Source organism: Ligilactobacillus acidipiscis, from assembly GCF_900116935.1.
Taxonomy (GTDB): Bacteria; Bacillota; Bacilli; order Lactobacillales; family Lactobacillaceae; genus Ligilactobacillus; species Ligilactobacillus acidipiscis.
This window is the reverse complement of record NZ_LT630287.1, coordinates 2257087-2274372: the sequence shown is the minus strand read 5'-3', so window position 1 is coordinate 2274372 and position 17286 is coordinate 2257087. Positions and strand designations below refer to the sequence as shown.

Genomic DNA, 17286 nt, shown 5'->3' with positions numbered 1-17286 from the left:
ATTTTGGCAAATGTGACGCAAACTTTGACAAAGTAAGAGTTACAAGTGAGAATGTGACGCAAACTATGGTGAATTAAGTGCCACAAGTGAGAATGTGATGCAAAGTTTGGCGAAGTAAGAGTTACAAGCGGGAATGTGACGCAAAGTCTGGCGAAGTAAGCGTTACAAGTAAAAATGTGACGCAAAGTACAGCAAAGGAATAACAGCAATAATCCGTTCCTTTTCAAAATTTTCCAATGGTCAAATTATGAAAGACGTTACGGCAACAAGATATTTAAATTTCCAGATAAAAATACCGGTCCTCCAACTCTGAAGGATCGGTATTTGCTATTTATTTAAGGCCATCGCTTGATTCAACGTCCTTCCAGAAAGCTTGATAGATCGACTTTACAGATTCCATGTTGAATGTTTCGTTAGTAGAACCTGAGCCTGGATAGGCCACTGCGATCACAACTTGTGGATTGTCCGACGGCGCATAACTGGCCGCACTTAAGGTCGTAGTTGAAATGCCATTCGTGACAGTTTCAGCAGTACCAGACTTGGCGGAAACCGAAGGCTCTAAGTCTTCCAATCGTCGACCGGTACGCCATTGGTTATTACCGTGGACTACCTGCCATAATCCCTTATGAACAACATCCCATTGGGCTTTTGTTCCATTGACAACGTTCAAAACTTTAGGCTGGAACTCATAATTGACTGCTCCGAGCTTACCATTTTTACCCTTGCTTCGGATCGATTGCAACACGTGAGGCTGCATCCGATAGCCGCCGTTTGCAATCGTTGCCATGTATTGCGCCACTTGGATCGTAGTATAGGCATCGTAGTTACCAAATGATAAGTTCAACGCCTTTCCGATATCAGCGTAGGAAGATCCACCCTTGAATCCAGGGGCTTCACCAGGGATATCTACTCCTGTTTTGACACCTAAACCATATTGATTGAAGTTCCCCCGTAAGGTATCAAAAATCGAAACGGGCATATGCAAAGCTGCACCGGGTGTATAGTGGAAACCTGCTTCTTTCATCGTCAACTGCATCATATAAGAGTTAGAAGAAACTTCCAACGCATCTGCGGCTGACAAAGTCATATTGTTGTTCCCCGACTTGTTAAAGATCGAAGAGATCGTCGCTGTGCCGGCTAACTTGATCGGTGTATCAGTCAAAGTATTATTGGTAGGCGTAATGACTCCCTTGTTTAAAGCGCCCATAACTTGCGCGCCCTTGACAACAGAACCCATGACCATCGTTTGATTGAGCGGTCCGAGTGAGTTGGTTGTCAGTTTGCCGGTCTTGTTATCCCGGTCGACCCCCGCTAAGGCGTAAATTCCGCCGGTGTTAGGGTTCATGACTACTGCGTATCCGCCGGTCATCAATGGGTTTTGGTTAGCTGAGCCGGATTTGACCGCATTTTCAATAATATCTTGGACATCATTTTGGAACTTCGAATTGATCGTTAATTGGATATTGTCCCCCGCTTTACCACCATATTGTTTAGTCTTCTTCAAGATCTTGCCGTTCTGTGTTTCAACGTTGATTGCTTGCTTGGTACCCTTTAAGACGTTTTCGTATTGTGATTCGATGTAACTAGAACCAACGTTATCGTCCCGTGAATAACCTTCAGCAAGCAACTCATTGACTCTTTCACTTGGCAAACCTTGCTTTTGCGAAGTAACTGTACCAGCAACGTTTTTGATCGAGTTGCCATTTGGATAACTTCTGGTCCAGTCGGTCGTGATCTTAATGCCCGGCAGATCAGATTGATGTTCGCCGATCCGAGCCATTTCTTGGTCAGTAACACCAGCGGTTTTAAGATAGATCGTTGATAATGAATAAGCATTATTTATCTTATTGTAAATAACAGCGGCTTTCTTTTGTTTTTTTGACAAGTTGTCAGCTAAGTCGTGTTTTCTGACATAAGCGTCTTCCAAACGTGCCAGCTTTTTATCATCTGTGATCGAATTGACGTTTTGGATCTTCTTTTTAACGTCATCTTCATGCTGTGCCAAATAATAATTGACACGCATCGTTTTCGTGACCGGTTCATCTTCTAGGTCAACGTATTTTACCAGGTCATTAGCCACCGAGTACATTGTTTTTGGATTGACATTAAGTGGTTTAGAATAGCTGATCGCGCGAGCAGAATTATTTGCGACTAGCGGTTTGCCGGCCGAATCATAGATCATACCCCGTTGAACGTTTCTGGTTTCAGTTTTTATATCGCCGCTGTTGATCTCACTTTGAAAGTGTTCGCCTTGGATGATTTGCAGTTGAACTAACCGACCGATCAGCATGGCAAATAGCAGAAAAGCGACAAAAAACAAGACATTTAACCGAATTGGTATTCGTGATTTATTTACTTTTGGTGAATCGTCATTTGAATTTGATGGTTTAAAAAATTTCAAAATAAGTACTCCCATGTCATGTAATAATACAAAAGCAGAATAATTGCTCTTGAAACATTTATATAGCCAATGAGTCACTCACGCAATACTTTCAACTATATAATAAGAAAAAAACAACTTTTACTATAATGATACTGAACCATTATAGCATTTTACAAGTAGTCCTGTCCCTTGTAAAAGATATAAAAATAGCGTGAACTATGGGAAGTTCATGCTACGTTGACACTCTTAAAAAGAATATTTTACCAAATGATTGACTGGACCATACTTGTGGCCGACATCCAGTTGATCTGCGATCGCTGCAGTGACAAACTTTTTGGCTTGTTTAATTGCATCCGCGATACTTGTTTTCTTGGCGATCTCGGCGGCTATGCAAGCCGATAACAGGTCGCCGGTCCCATTAATGTGTGTGGTATTGATAAACGGTTCGCTTAAAGTAAAGGACGTTTTGTCTTCTAATAAAACAAGATCAGTTACTTTAGTTTGCTGTTTATCGTTGTGCTTACCCTTGACCATCACATTTTTAGCACCCATTTCTTGTAAGATCTGTGCTGCTTTTAGTGCGTCAGTTGTTGATTCGATCTGAATACCGGTTAATTTGACGGCCTCGTAATAATTTGGCGTTAACACAGTTGCTTGTGGGATCAGCTTTTCCTTGAGAGTTTCAAATGCATCTTCTTCAAGTAACATGTCCCCATGTTTGGTAATGATCACTGGATCCAACACGAGCGGTCCTAGATCATGTTTTTGATAATTTTTAGCAACAGTTTCAATAGTTCTAGTATCAGTTAGCATTCCGGTCTTGCAGGCATTGATTTGAAAATCCTCAGTCAAGACTGCAAATTGTTTATCAATGAATTCTGTTGGCATTGGTTGGCTGGCAAAGATTCCATATGAGTTGCCTGCAACGGCAGCGGTCAAGACACTCATACCATAAACGCCACATCTCTGGAAAGTGTTCATATCAGCTTGCAGTCCCGCGCTGCCATCACAATCGGATCCTGCAATCGTCAAAACTTGTGGAAATTGATTGACCATATTTAAATTCCTTCTTTTTAATTTGTCATAGTGTGCAGAAATTATCCTGACATTCTGACTATATTATAGATTATTGAATCAAGAATAGCATAATAACTTCCAAAACTAAAAGAATATTGAACAAATTTGATCAAAGAAGGTCTGAGTAAGTTTGCGCGTTTGTTAAAAACTTGATGTTTCCTGAATTATTCATACTTTTCCCTTAAGGACTACTTTTTGTTGTTGTCATGCTAGTTCGCATCTTTTTCGTTTTTCACCTGTTGGGTGTACAAAAAGAGCACATCCTGTGCTATTGTAAAGTCGATGAAAACCACAAAGAACAGGAGTGCTCCTTATGTCAACTTTACATCATGAAAAACTTTTATTCAATGACCAGATCAACATTTCTAATGACGGTGGTGAGTTAGCGAACGATGCCGGAACTTTATTAATTGCTGAATTTCTGCACCAAATTCACTTTGACCAGCTCTTAGAAGATAACTTGCATTTTAAAGATGACCGTAAATATTGTACCTTTCCCTTGAACAATTTATTTAAGCAGTTGCTGTTGCAATTGCTGGCAGGATACTGCCAAGATCAGTCGGCTAATACCTTGTCACACGCCGTTGATTTTAAGCTGGTCTTGTCTCAAGCGGTCGCTTCCCAGCCGACACTTTCACGCTTTATCAATCACATTTCAGCGTCTGGGCTCTTTTCAGTCAAATCATTGCTCGGCTCGGTAGCTCACTTTGTTCTTGGGCAGCTAAATCAACATCAGCTGATCCTTGATCTAGATTCGACACATGCCGATACGTTTGGTGACCAAGAAAAGAGTGCTTATAACGGTCACTACCAGACCAACGGTTATCATCCTTTACTAGCCTTTGATGCTTTATCGGGCTGCTTGTTGAATGCTCAATTACGCCCCGGCAATCGCTATACTTCCCAAGGTGCGACTAAATTTTTATTACGGAGCTTACGGGCCTATGACGGATCTTCCCTGGATGTCTTAGTGCGGGGAGATTCTGGTTTCGCAGCTCCAGGGATCTACCATGCGTGTGATAAAAAGCAGGCTAAGTTCGTGATTCGTTTAAAAGCGAACTACCAGCTCCAAAGTCGGGCTGAAAACCTGATCCAAGTGGGTGACCAGGACTTCACCGAAGCTGAAGTCCAATGGCATGTCCTGCGAGACTATTGTCCTCAAAGTTGGTCACGACCTTATCGTGTGATTATTAAATCAACGCGGCCGGCGGGCAACTTTCTGTTTGACCATGAGTTTATCGTGACCAACTTGGAAGAATTAAGCGGTCCACAAGTCTTTGCCCTCTATCACCAACGCGGTTCCATGGAAGACTTGATCAAAGAAGTTAAACGTGGCTTTCACTTTGATAAAACGGACAGTTCTAGTTTTGAGGCCAATGAGTTCCGGATGCTGGTAGCTGGGGTCGCTTATAATATACTGCAAGCCATGAAGAACTTAGTTTTACCAACAAAGCTTAAACACGCTCAGGTCGGGACGATCCGTTTTAAATTACTCCATGTGGCAGCTAAGGTCACGCACCATGCGCGTCAAGTCTGGGTCCATTTATCTCAGACCAATGTGTTCGATAAATTATTTTGGCAGACACTGTTCAAGATTCAAAATCTAAAAATATATCCGCTGTGAACTCACAAAATAAAAAATGTTTTTCTTAGGGAAAGGGTGAAGTCTGTCCTTTTTTAAACAGTCCGACAACAAAACTAACAAAAAGCTGCTTTTTTTACACACTAAAGTAACTTTGCACAAAGTTTTAACTGCAACGAAAAGTATGAATAATTCAGGTGTTTGCTTACTTTTTAATTTTTCCAAGTTAATATTTGATTTAATTATTAAGTGGATAGTATAATTACTTTGTAAATAAAAACGCTTCATAATTGCTAGAGGGGGAAATGTACATGATAGCTGTAAGATATTGTTCAAAATCTGGTAACACAAAGAAAGTTGCAAAAATGATCGCTGAAAAATTGGGCGTGGAAGCTGCTTCGATCGAAGAACCACTTCCAGATCAGGTCGATAAATTATACTTAGGCGGTGCTGTCCACGGGAAAATGTACTCTGATCTGAGAAAATATGCGGAGAAGATCGATCCAAGTCAAGTTAGTGAAGTATTTATGTTTGGTACATCTGGTGGTGCTTTTTCGATCAAAACCGAGTTCACTAAGGCACTCAGTAAAAGTGGTGTAAAAATTGGTGATGGATCATTATTCTTGCATGGTTTTGCGCCTAAGATCAAAGCTGATTTAAACGATAAACAGATCCAAGAATTAACGGACTTTGTTGAAGCAACAAAATAATAAAACAGTTAATGTTTCGGTGAAGATGTTAGTAGAAATAAGCAACTTGGTAGAAATCAATAATACCTTGGTGCTTATTTTTTTAGCAGAAATTGCGGGCTTTTGTCAGTACAATAAAGTATTGACAGTGTTTCGTTGGGTAATTTTTAAGATTGACTTAGGTTTGTAAAAATAGTGACACTGACAAGATCCGGTGGTAATTTCAGAAGTTTGGGAAAAAGATCGTGAACCAATAGAAATATTGTGTTAGTTAAAAAGACAAAGTGTATTGATACATGGAAGAAGTTTTAGCTAAAAAGCAAAGATATTTAGTCAGTTGAATGGTTATCAGAAAACAGCTACAATTTAAAAGAGTACAATTTCGATTTATGGCTGACAGAACAGCTAAAATCGTTTGAAAAAAGGGGAAAAAACTAATGGAACATAAGTGGCAGGAAAATTTACCACAAGATCTTAAACAGAAGATCTCAGAAGTTGACGAACAGATCGCACCACGATTACAGCAGATAGATGAACAAACTTTGTATAATCAGCAACGGGTGTTGAACTTATTTGCCGAAAATCATGTTGCTGAAGAAGACTTGGTAGGCTCAACGGGTTATGGTTATGATGATATCGGTCGTGATAAGTTAGAAAAAATTTATGCTGGTTATTTCAAGACTGAAGATGCTTTGGTTCGCCCGCAATTAACTTCAGGTACTCATGCGATCACGACGGCTTTGTTTTCCCAGCTTTATTATGGAGATACTTTATACTACATGACAGGTATGCCTTATGACACGATCCAAGAAGTGATTGGTTTGGTCGGTGATAATCCGGGTTCAATGAAAAAGCGCGGGATCAATTTCAAATGTACAGACTTATTGCCTAACGGCGAAGTTGACTATGAAAAAGTTGAAAAGGATCTGGCTGATGATCCAACGATCAAGGTTGTTACGATCCAGCGTTCCTTGGGATATTCAAACCGTGCCAGTTTTACATTAAAAAAGATCAAAAAAATGGTGGAGACTGCCAAACGTTTGGCACCGCAAGCCGTGGTCTTTATTGATAATTGTTACGGAGAATTCACGGAGACTGAGGAAGCAACTTTCTTTGGTGCCGCCGACCTCATGGCAGGCTCTTTGTACAAGAACGCCGGTGCTGGTATCGCCAAAACGGGTGCTTATATTGTTGGCCGCGAAAAACTGATCTTAGATTGTGCTGCACAGTTGATCGTGCCGGGCGTTGGTAAGTCCGAAGGTGCAACATATGGCTATTTACGTGATTTTTACGAAGGCTTCTTTATGGCTCCGCACACCACAGGTGAGGCTTTGAAGGGTATGATCTTCACAGCAGCTTTGTTAGAAAAAATGGGTATGGATACGGCACCGAAGTGGAACGCTCCCCGGACTGACATTGTCCAGACTGTGACGTTTGGCAAGCCAGAACCAATGGTTCAGTTCTGTGCTGCTATCCAGCACTATTCGCCGATGAACGCTTTCGTTGACCCGGAGCCAAGCTATCAAGATGGCTATGAAGATAAGGTCATCATGGCCTCCGGCAGTTTCACGGAAGGTTCTACGATCGAGCTTTCTTCTGATGGACCGTTGCGTGATCCATTTACGTTATATATTCAGGGAGGATTATCCTTCCAACATGTTAAAATTGCGATTGCTAATGCTGTTAGAGATACCTTCTTTCAAAATTAATGGAGCCAGCCGATAAAATTAATACGGCTGACTTGTGTGACTATATTTTAATACTCAGTAAGTTACTTTTAAGTAGATGAAACTTGCTGGGTATTTTTGTGCCCAAAAATTGATTTAAAGGTAATTTGCAAGAAAAAAAGTAATGTTGTCAAAAAAACGAAAAATAACTGCGGTAAGTGAGGGTGAATGCTCTTAGAAAAACCAGCAAATCAAGTTGCCAAGAGAATTTAAACAAAGTAGTACCGAAAAAAAGATGCAAGCTGCAAACACCAATGCAGGGATAAGTTATGTACATTATTTCTCGCAAATGGGCAGGTTTTAAAAAAATATTTTATTAGGTCCTTGACAAGTTCCAACTGTTATATTAAAATACTAACAATTTAATGAATATTTGCTAATAAAAGATGAGTAACTAATGAGAATCTTTGCAGAGAGTCGCGGCAGCTGTGAAGCGACAAGAGGATCGTGGTGAAGATGGTCTTGGAATGCAAACGAACGATGAGCTTATTGGCAAGTCGTTCGCGGGTCCGCCTGTTAGCGCGGTAAGGTATAGCAATTTTTGTGTACCTGATAAGGACATTATTTGTGAGAATAATGTTGCAAGTGGGTGGTACCGCGTGAAGTTTAAACTGTAAATGACACGCCCCTAGAAGATAGCGCAAGTTATTTTCTGGGGGCGTTTTTTGTGTCTGTACATTTGGAAAGGGAGAGATTTAGATGACGAAGCAAACAGCAACAAAGTTACATTATGATATTGTCGGAAGTTTTTTACGTCCAAGCGAATTAAAACGATCACGTGAAGATTTTGCTGCAGGTAAGATCGATCACAGCGAATTAACAGCAGTGGAAGATGATGCGATCCGGGATTTAGTCGCTAAGGAGATCGATGCAGGGTTAAAAATCGTGACTGACGGAGAATTTCGGCGCAGTTATTGGCATTTGGATACTTTCTGGGGCTTTGCCGGTATCAAACACACCAAACCAGAGCACGGTTATTTCTTCCACGATGAAGAAACGCGCGCTGATTCGGCTCAAGTTATCGGGAAAATCTCCTTTGATCCTGAACATCATGACTTGAAAGCTTTCCAGTTTTTGCATGATTTAGTTGCAGACCACGACGGGATTACGGCACGTCAAAGTATCCCAGCACCAGCTCAGTTTTATTCAGAATTATTACGTGGGGAAGAAAATGTTGCCGCAGTTAATAAATTCTACCCTGATCAAGATGAACTGATCTCAGATATTGGTCAAGCTTATCATGATTTGATCTTGGCACTATATGACGAAGGCTGTCGTGATGTAAAAATTGATGACTGTACCTGGGGCATGGTCGTGGATCACGACTTTTGGGAGCATCAGACGAATGGAGAATATGATCTAAATGAGCTGCAGGATATATATTTGAAATTAAATAATACTGTCTTAAGAGACTTGCCCGAAGATTTACGGGTCAGCACTCACGTTTGTCGCGGAAATTATCATTCGACTTGGGCAGCAAAGGGCGGCTATGTTCCAGTTGCCAGTCATTTGCTAGCGCAAGAAAAAGTAGATGCTTTCTACTTGGAATTTGATGATGATCGTTCAGGTGATTTTGCGCCGTTAGCTGAAGTTCCGGACGGTAAACAAGTGGTCCTTGGTCTGGTTACCAGCAAGAAACCAGAATTGGAATCTAAGCAAACGTTGGTCGAACGGATCAAGGAAGCAGCAGAATTTGTACCGCTGGAAAATTTATCACTCAGTACGCAATGTGGTTTTGCTTCCACTGAGGAAGGAAATAAGTTAACGGAACAACAAGAATGGGCTAAGATTCGGTTAGTTATTGAAACTGCCCAAGAAGTTTGGGGAGAATAAATATATCGTGACTTGTAGAGAAGTTGCAAAATAAGGGGGCCGTGGAATTGAGCTACGGGCCTCTTTTTGTGTAAAGTAAGACTGAGTTAGTTAGTATATTTTTGTAGCTTGACCTAATGCGAAGCAAAGTCGGTGAAAGTAAGCGCTACAAGTGGAAATGCGACGCAAACTATGGCGAAGTAAGTGTTACAAGTGAGAATGTGACGCAAACTATGGCGAAGTAGGAGTTACAAGTGAGAATGTGATGCAAACTATGGCAAAGTAAGTAGTACAAGCGGAAATGTGATGCAAACTACGGTGAAGTATGTGTTACAAGTAGAAATGCGACGCAAACTCCGTCCAAGTAAGAGCCACAAAGTAAAAATACGGGAGCATGCTTTTCAAAGCAACTCCCGCAATCAAAAGGACATCCCAAATAAACTCGGCAGTTTTCTAGCGGATCTTATGCCAGGCTGAAGCTCCGACTGATGGAAAAATGTGCGCCATTTGCCACATATCATTATCATCATAACCAGAAACGATTGCCGGCAGATAGGTGTTGACGGCATCTTCGGCTTTATCGCTGAATTCAGTCACACCAATTAAATGATGTTCCTTATCAAATACCAAAACCCGGTCACCAATTGTTTCTTGGTCGATTTGACGGTACCAGTCGTCTGGAATGTGATTTTCTACAATTTCAAAGTCACCCTGTTTAGCTTGTGCCGGCGTGACGCCAACTTGAGCGATCCGCGGCGAAGTATAAACGGTAGTGGGGATCGCCGGGTATTTAATAGTGTTTGTATTTTGTCCACTGAATAGTTGATACAGATAGTAGGACTCAAAGGTCGCAGTCGGCGTTAACTTCGGCTGACTTTTGTCCAGTACATCACCGGCTGCATAGATGCTTGGGACACTGGTCTGCAGGTAGTCATTGACTTTGATCCCGCGCTTTGAGTACTTAACACCAACTTCCTCTAGTCCCATATTATTAACGTTTGGTATCCGGCCAGTGGCATCTAAAAGCCAGTCGAATTCGGCTGTTTGCTCGTTGCCATAATGGACTGTGACTTCTTGGCCGTTTTTGGTAAATGAACTTACCTGCGCATTGTGAATAAATTTGACCCCACGGTCTGCAAGATCTACGGTAACTTTTTTTACAAACGTTTGATAAAAATTGCGGAGGGCTTGGTCGCCATGCATGAAAACAGTGACGTTTGCCCCAACGGCGTTAGCGATCGTGGCAAATTCATAGCTGATATAGCCTGCACCGACGATAGCGATATTGTGCGGCATTTCTGTGAGGTCCATGAATTCACTACTGTCATGGGCGAGTTCACTTCCGGGGATCTGCAAACGGTTCGGGTGTTGACCCGTGCCGATCACGATTTTTTCAGCAGAGTATTTTGTTTGTCCATCGATCTGTACGGTATGCGGACCAATTAAGCTAGCGTGTCCTCTGAAAATTTCCACGCCAGCGTTTGTCAGTTTATTTTCTGTCCCTTGGGGCAGATCCTTGATCACTTCTTTTTTGTGAGCGACCAAAGCGGGCCAGTCGATTGTGATCTCTCCGTGAACAAGTCCTTGCATGCGGTTTACTGCTCGTTGCAAGTTGACCGGAGCATCCAGCGTGATCTTGGCGTTACAGCCACGGTTAGTGCATGTTCCGCCAATTAAATCATCAGTGATCAGTGCCACTTTTTGACCAGTTTTAGCGAGAAGCTCAGCGCCGTCAAATGAGGCATGTCCCCCACCAATGTATATTACATCGTAAGCATATTTTTTAGTCATGGTTTTCCTCCTTATTCGATAGTTCGAGTTTAAATTCTCACAAAAATTGTTAAATAGCAAGAAAACCGGGCTGCCATCTTGGCAACTCGGTTTCTTTTCTATTTATAGTTCTTCATGGGTTTGCGGATCTTGCTGCGAGACGCGCGCGTTGTCTTGGTCTAGGTTGATGATCTCTTGCATTTCATCGTCAGTTAATGAAAAGTCGAAAATGTCTAAGTTTTGTGCCTGACGTCTTGGATCGTGGGATAGCGGCAAAGGTAAGACTCCCAACTGGTGTTCCCAGCGTAAGATAATTTGTCCGCCGTTTTTGCCGTATTTTTCTCCCAAACGTTTGACCAACGGTAATTCGCGGATCGGTTGACTCAAGCCCATGCCGACACCGCCTAGTGGACTCCAAGCTTCAGTGACTATTTCATGGTCCTGATCATATTTTTGCAGTTCGGGCTGGCTGAATAAAGGATGCAGTTCGATCTGATTAATTTCTGGCAATTCACCTGTCTGCTGTTGCAATTTTTCCAAATGTTCCGGTAAGAAGTTCGAAACACCCACGGCCCGTACTAGGCCAAAACGTTTGGCGTCGAGCAGTGCTTGCCAAGCTTCAACATATTCACCGCGCTTAGGGTTTGGCCAGTGGATCAAATAAAGGTCATAGTAGTCTAGTCCGGCACGGTAGAGCGATTCTTGGATCGCAGTGATCGCTTGTTTATACTTGTGATGGCGTCCTGGGAGTTTCGATGAGAGCAAAAGCTGCGAGCGGGCTATTCCAGAACGTTTGACAGCCTGCCCGACAGTGCCTTCATTTTCGTAGTTGTAGGCAGTATCGATCAAACGGTAGCCGTTAGCGATCGCGGTATCGATCGTTTCGATCCCAGCTGGACCTTTCAAGCCGGAAGTTCCAAAACCGACTGCTGGCAGTGACAGTCCGTCGCGTAAGGTAATAGTAGGTATTTGCATAAAAATCTTCCTTTCATTGATAATGCATGTGTTCTTCAGCGTCAGCGACTTGTGTTAAAAATTGCGCGATCGTGGCCAGGTCATCTTTGTCAAACGTTTGTAATACCTTAGTTAGTTGGGCGTTTTTTTGGCGTAAGAGCTCCTCATGGAGTCGTGCGATCTTGACTCCTGCAGGCAGTAGTGAATAATGCTTGCTGCGACCGTCATTAGCGTCAGTATGAGCGCAAACTAGTTCACGCTTGATTAAAAGTGACATTCTTTTGGATAAAGTTCCCCGCAAAATACTAAATTCCTGGCTGATTTCTTTAGCGGTCGCATCTGGATGCGCCAATAAATATGAGAGAATATGAAAATGAGAGGTCCGCAGGCCTTGAGCGTGCGGATCTTGGGTACTCAGCCACCGTTTTTCCTGATCGTCATCATCGTCTAAGGCCAGCAAATGATTGTATTTTTGCAAGATCTCTTGAGAAATTGCCAAGTTGTCAGACTCCCTTCGTGGTTCAGACACAGCTAATGTGCCCCGTTTCCGGTCATCCAAAATAAAATATTTGGCATTTCATTTTGAAAGTTGTAAGATTGATTGATAACAAAAGTTTCCAAGGAAATAATATTTATTTTCATCATAATCGTTAATGGAGAGAAAGTCAATTAGTATGGTCGAACAAAACGTTAGTCGGCAAACAAAAGCCTCAATCGCGGCGGCAGCAATGCTGTCATTTTTAGGAATATTGGTCGAGACCTCGCTGAACGTGACTTTTCCCACACTGACTCGTGAATTTAACGTCACACTTGGGACGATGCAGTGGGTCACATCCGGGTATTTGCTGATGGTCACGGTCATCATGTCAACGACCGGTTATTTAACTAAGAAGTTTAACGCACGTTCATTATTTTCGGTGGCAATCATTTTTAATTTATTGGGGGCTCTAATGTGTGCCACGGCGCAGGTATTTCCGGTCTTGTTGACAGGACGGTTGCTGCAGGCCGTCGCTACGGGGATTTCCACGCCTTTAATGTATCATTTGGTGATGTCGCTGATCCCGCAAAGAAAACTGGGGACCTATATGGGGATCGCTGCAATGATCATTTCACTCGCACCGGCTTTAGGACCGACATATGGTGGAACAATGGCCGCATTTTGGTCCTGGCGGGGAGTCTTTATAGTTGCCGTACCGTTGTTGTTGCTGACGGCGTGGATCGGTGAGAAAAATATTTTCTTAGAAGCTGATGGGACACAGGAGAAATTCGACTGGATCGGGCTAGTTTTACTGAGCCTGACATTCTTTTGTTTAAGCACAGCTTTTGCAAACGGCGGCAATTATGGCTTCAAAAGCAGCAGGTTTGCTTGGATGCTGGCTGCTTTTAGCGGCGGCGTTTTGCTGTTGATCGGACATTTTCATTTCTCTTCGCGCCAGATCTTGAATTTCAAACTGCTATTAAACCCTCTGATCTGTTTGCGCTGGTTGAACTTTTTTATCTTGCAGTTTATCAATATTGGGATCTCATTTGTGATTCCGATCTTTGTGGAAAACTATCTTCATTCAAGTGCATTTGTTGCCGGTTTGATCATACTGCCTGGCGCTTTGCTCGGTGCGGCTATTTCACCTTATGCCGGCCGTTTATTTGACAAACACGGAGCATTTATTCCACTGCTGATCTCCAGTATTTGTATAGTAGCTGGGACGGGCATGTTTTTTACACTGACGCCGATCTTGACGGCACTGTCAACGACCTTGATCTACCTATTCTTGCGGGGAGGCTTTAACTTCGGGTTTAGTAATTCAATGTCAGATGCCAGCACACAGGTCCTACCACAGCAAAAAGCAGATGTTAACTCGCTGTTCAATACTTTTCAACAATACGCCGGTTCTTTTGGAACAAGTGTCTTATCAGCAGTTATCTCATCGCAACAAATGAAAAAAGGCGCTTCTTTGGCGATTTTAACAGCCAAGGGCAGCCATTTTGATTACGGTATTTTGCTGATCTTAGCCTTGGTTAGTTTGGCAACAGTTTTAGCAGCAAAACATTTAACAACAAAAACTGACAAGTCCAAAACCCCGTATATCTAGTATGAAAGCAAAACTCACCACCTATAAGTTGTGGTTTTTAGCAAATTTTGTTCTTTATTTTTTGCCTAAATTCGCGTATGATTGGATAGAGAAATAATAGGATCGTAGACAAGGAGTGGTCCTTGTCTGTTGATAATTAGGGAAAGGATGCTTCAATCATTTTGATTACATTATCTGGTATTATCGGGTCGGGAAAGTCTAGCTTAACTGATATCCTTTCAGCAGAACTCGGAACAAAAGCATATTATGAACCAGTGCAGGACAATCCTGTCTTGCCAATTTTCTATAAAGGCAACGAGATCGCCGCACAGAAACGTGCTGCCGGCGACAAGGAAGCCACTAATCCATACGCATATTTGTTACAAACTTTCTTCTTGAACCGCCGTTTTTCGATGATCAAGGCAGCGATGCGTGAAGATAACAATATTTTAGACCGTTCAATCTATGAAGATGAGATCTTTATGAAAATCAATACGGAAATGGGTAACGCCACTCAAGTTGAGTATGACATCTACAAGAGTTTGCTTAACAACATGATGGAAGAATTGCCGTTTGCTTCACATAAGAAGTCACCAGATTTGATGATCACGATCAAAGTATCGTACGAGACGATGTTAAAACGGATCGAAAAACGCGGTCGTGACTACGAATTGGTGGAAAAGGACCCCTCATTGGAGGATTACTACCATCGTTTGTTAAACTGTTACGAGGTATGGATGAAAGAATATAAAGCTTCGCCGCTATTGGTGATTGATGGCGACAAGTATGATTTCGTCGATAGTTTAAGTGATCGGGTGGAAGTCTTTGACATGATCGAAAGCAAGCTGCATGAATTAGGCAACTTGAATGATGTTCAGATGGATAAATTCAAAGCCGAACATGAAAAAATTTTTAAAGCACAATAATTAAGGAAGGCCGTTGTTGACGGTCTTTTTTTATACAGGGCGGAGTGAACCGGAAGAAAGTGAGCACTAATGGACTTAGGCATTATGGCAAGTGTTTTTCTTGCTGTGATGACTAAGTTGATTAGGCGGAACTTTCTGGTTCACGCAGCCTGACTAAGAACACAAGGCGGAGTATGGCGTCCAGAAGCCGAGCACTAATGGGCTCTTACGCTATAATGCGTTTTTTGCATTGTGGCGTAAAAGTTAGTTAGGCGCAAGCTTTTGCCATGCGCAGCCCGACTAAGAACACAAGGCGAAGGCAAGCGGGAAGAAGGGAGTATATCGGACTTAAACAGCGGAGTGCGCTTTTTGCACTGTGCTGTTTAAGTTGGATAAACGGAACTTCTTGTTTGCCGCAACCCGACTATGAAACGCTTGTCTTTTGGTTGCATCGCTTGTTGTGATAAGATTATAATCATGAATATTAGTAATTAACGAAAGTGGTGATCAGGTGCGCTTCATCGGTGTATTTGAGCGGGAAGAGTATCAACGCTCAGTCAAAAAAGTTTGGCTGATCGGAGCAGTTTACACCATCGTGTTCCAGCTCATGGCGACGATTGCCGTGTTAGTCGAAGTATTTTATGATCCCAAACTCATGCACGGCGATAAGATCGACCAAATTGGTTCACCTTATTTTGTAGCTGTCGCGGCGGGGTTATTTGTCATTTTTGTTGCGACTTCACCACGACTGAGAAAAACTTTTTTTCAAACTGGACGTTCGCGGATGACCTGGCAAAAGTTTGTCAGTTTAGTTGCTTTGATGTTATTGATCCAACTAATATTTACGGTTTACTCAAATGGTTTAGAATCCTTATTGAATCAGTTGGGTTTTACGGCAAATGCCGAGCTGAAATCCGCTAGTGCAGGCAGTGAAACTTGGTCGATGTTTCTTTATTCAGGATTTTTAGCGCCGATCACAGAGGAGATCGTTTTCCGTGGTTTTGTCTTGCGTAGTGTTCAGCCTTATGGGATCAGTGCAGCTATCTTATTGTCAGCCGGCTTATTTGGACTTTATCACCTTAATATTATGCAATCACCGTTCGCATTTGGTATCGGGTTGATTCTGGCGGTTGTTGCGCTTAAATTTGGGATCAAGTGGTCGATTGCTCTCCATTCTTTTAATAACTTAGTATTAGGCGATGTATTTGGACGGATCTTAGATGCTTTGCCTAAGCAAGCCAGCAGTGTACTTAATGTTATTATTTTTGTCGGTGGCGGGTTGGTTGGAGCGTGGATCTTATGGCAAAAACGGCAGCGTATTAAAAGTTGGTATGCTCGTCACCGTTTACGCCGCCACGAGCTTAAATTAGTTTTTGGCAACTGGTTGGGGATCGTGATCACGGTCTTATCGATCATCATGATGGTAGCAAATTTGAGTCATAAATAAGTCAAAGGCAGCTTTTGAAATGGCTTTCATAACGAAAATGGAGTATGATGTTAAACATAAGTTTATTTTAGGGGGCGTGTGACGATATGACACTTAACTATCAACGAATCTTGGTTGCGGTCAATAAATCTGCAGGTGCCGATCGGGCTTTGGAAAAAGCCGTCGCCACTGCGAAACGCAATCACGCAAGATTAGATATTTTGCGGGTCATAGATATTAATTCATTACAGTATAAGGCAGGGGGCCAGACTGTGATCGATGGTCAAGGCATCTATGACATTGAACAATCTAATGAAGAGTTTTTAACTGAACTAAGGGAAAAAATACTGCGAAACGACGGGTTAGAGCCAGAACAAGTCTTTGTCCATCTGCGGTTTGGCAATCCTAGAACAGTGATTTTAGATGACTTTCAGCCTGAGTATCACAATGATTTGCTAGTGATCGGCGGAACTGAAATGAGTTTGTTCAAACGAATGCTTGCTGGTTCAGTAACTTCCTATGTTCCTAGGGCTGCTCAGTGTGATGTTTTAATAACAAAAAAATAAAAGTCAGGCATGTTTTTCGTAAGTACGAGAAACGTCTGGCTTTTTATGTGACTGCTTCGTTTTATTAAGTACTTCTTGGTTTGCAAACAATCGGAATCGGCTAAAAGACAGGCGAAGAATTAGCCAATTTGACAAAATCGGCTAAAAGAATGGCAAAGTACTAGCCAATTTAACAGAATCGGCTAAAAGAATGGCAAAGTACTAGCCAATTTAACAGAATCGGCTAAAAGTCTGGCGAAGTTCCAGCCAATTTAACAGAATCGGCTAAAAGACAGGCAAAGAATTAGCCAATTCAACGAAATCGGTTAAAAGTCTGGCGAAGTTCC

General features: G+C 42.2%; 14 protein-coding genes. 9 read left to right on the top strand and 5 right to left on the bottom strand.

Features of this window, described 5'->3' with window-relative positions; translation table 11 throughout:
* Window positions 1-331: 331 nt before the first annotated feature.
* Together BQ5903_RS10560 and thiD are read right to left on the bottom strand one after the other, a co-directional pair.
* Window positions 332-2401, bottom strand: coding sequence for a peptidoglycan D,D-transpeptidase FtsI family protein (locus BQ5903_RS10560; RefSeq protein ID WP_079579508.1), 2070 nt, complete (start codon window positions 2399-2401; stop codon window positions 332-334).
* Between the two features lie 228 nt (window positions 2402-2629).
* A complete protein-coding gene (thiD, locus tag BQ5903_RS10555; protein WP_056971600.1) occupies window positions 2630-3439 on the bottom strand; it encodes a bifunctional hydroxymethylpyrimidine kinase/phosphomethylpyrimidine kinase in 810 nt (269 codons plus the stop codon).
* 334 nt (window positions 3440-3773) lie between these two features.
* Here thiD and BQ5903_RS10550 point away from each other — a divergent pair, with 334 nt between their 5' ends.
* The 5 genes from BQ5903_RS10550 to BQ5903_RS10535 all read left to right on the top strand — a co-directional run bounded on the left by BQ5903_RS10550 (window position 3774) and on the right by BQ5903_RS10535 (window position 9291).
* Complete coding sequence (locus BQ5903_RS10550; RefSeq protein ID WP_010499933.1) at window positions 3774-5084, top strand: IS1380 family transposase; 1311 nt, start codon at window positions 3774-3776, stop codon at window positions 5082-5084.
* 269 nt (window positions 5085-5353) lie between these two features.
* Complete coding sequence (locus BQ5903_RS10545) at window positions 5354-5752, top strand: flavodoxin family protein (RefSeq protein WP_010497581.1); 399 nt, start codon at window positions 5354-5356, stop codon at window positions 5750-5752.
* Window positions 5736-5921 carry a hypothetical protein gene (locus BQ5903_RS12325; protein WP_231920951.1) on the top strand — a complete coding sequence of 62 codons (186 nt, stop codon included), beginning with the start codon at window positions 5736-5738 and terminating at the stop codon, window positions 5919-5921. The genes BQ5903_RS10545 and BQ5903_RS12325 overlap by 17 nt, the downstream gene beginning before the upstream one ends.
* Before the next feature lie 247 nt (window positions 5922-6168).
* Entirely contained in the window at window positions 6169-7440 is a 1272-nt protein-coding gene (locus BQ5903_RS10540; protein WP_079579507.1) for a methionine gamma-lyase family protein, read from the top strand.
* A gap of 717 nt (window positions 7441-8157) precedes the next feature.
* On the top strand, window positions 8158-9291 hold the full coding sequence (locus BQ5903_RS10535) for a 5-methyltetrahydropteroyltriglutamate--homocysteine S-methyltransferase (protein WP_079579505.1): 1134 nt from the start codon (window positions 8158-8160) through the stop codon (window positions 9289-9291).
* A gap of 432 nt (window positions 9292-9723) precedes the next feature.
* Here the strand turns inward: BQ5903_RS10535 and BQ5903_RS10530 are convergent, their stop codons facing one another.
* The 3 genes from BQ5903_RS10530 to BQ5903_RS10520 form a co-directional block, all read right to left on the bottom strand.
* The gene (locus BQ5903_RS10530) at window positions 9724-11061 is read right to left on the bottom strand and encodes a dihydrolipoyl dehydrogenase family protein (protein ID WP_079579504.1); all 1338 of its coding nucleotides are present in this window, start codon (window positions 11059-11061) and stop codon (window positions 9724-9726) included.
* 102 nt (window positions 11062-11163) lie between these two features.
* Window positions 11164-12015: an aldo/keto reductase gene (locus tag BQ5903_RS10525; protein WP_010497564.1), complete on the bottom strand. Its 852-nt coding sequence runs from the start codon at window positions 12013-12015 to the stop codon at window positions 11164-11166.
* Window positions 12016-12028: 13 nt separating this feature from the next.
* Complete coding sequence (locus tag BQ5903_RS10520; RefSeq protein ID WP_231920857.1) at window positions 12029-12523, bottom strand: MarR family winged helix-turn-helix transcriptional regulator; 495 nt, start codon at window positions 12521-12523, stop codon at window positions 12029-12031.
* A gap of 145 nt (window positions 12524-12668) precedes the next feature.
* Between BQ5903_RS10520 and BQ5903_RS10515 the strand changes: the two genes are divergently transcribed.
* The 4 genes from BQ5903_RS10515 (at window position 12669) to BQ5903_RS10500 (ending at window position 16960) form a co-directional block, all read left to right on the top strand.
* Entirely contained in the window at window positions 12669-14084 is a 1416-nt protein-coding gene (locus BQ5903_RS10515) for an MFS transporter (protein WP_079579503.1), read from the top strand.
* A gap of 161 nt (window positions 14085-14245) precedes the next feature.
* Entirely contained in the window at window positions 14246-14989 is a 744-nt protein-coding gene (locus BQ5903_RS10510; protein WP_010497558.1) for a deoxynucleoside kinase, read from the top strand.
* Window positions 14990-15479: 490 nt separating this feature from the next.
* Window positions 15480-16415, top strand: a complete 936-nt coding sequence (locus BQ5903_RS10505) for a CPBP family intramembrane glutamic endopeptidase (RefSeq protein WP_010497556.1) — start codon at window positions 15480-15482, stop codon at window positions 16413-16415.
* 86 nt (window positions 16416-16501) lie between these two features.
* Window positions 16502-16960 (top strand): universal stress protein, encoded by a 459-nt coding sequence (locus BQ5903_RS10500; protein WP_010497554.1) that lies wholly within the window; start codon window positions 16502-16504, stop codon window positions 16958-16960.
* Window positions 16961-17286 lie beyond the last annotated feature (326 nt).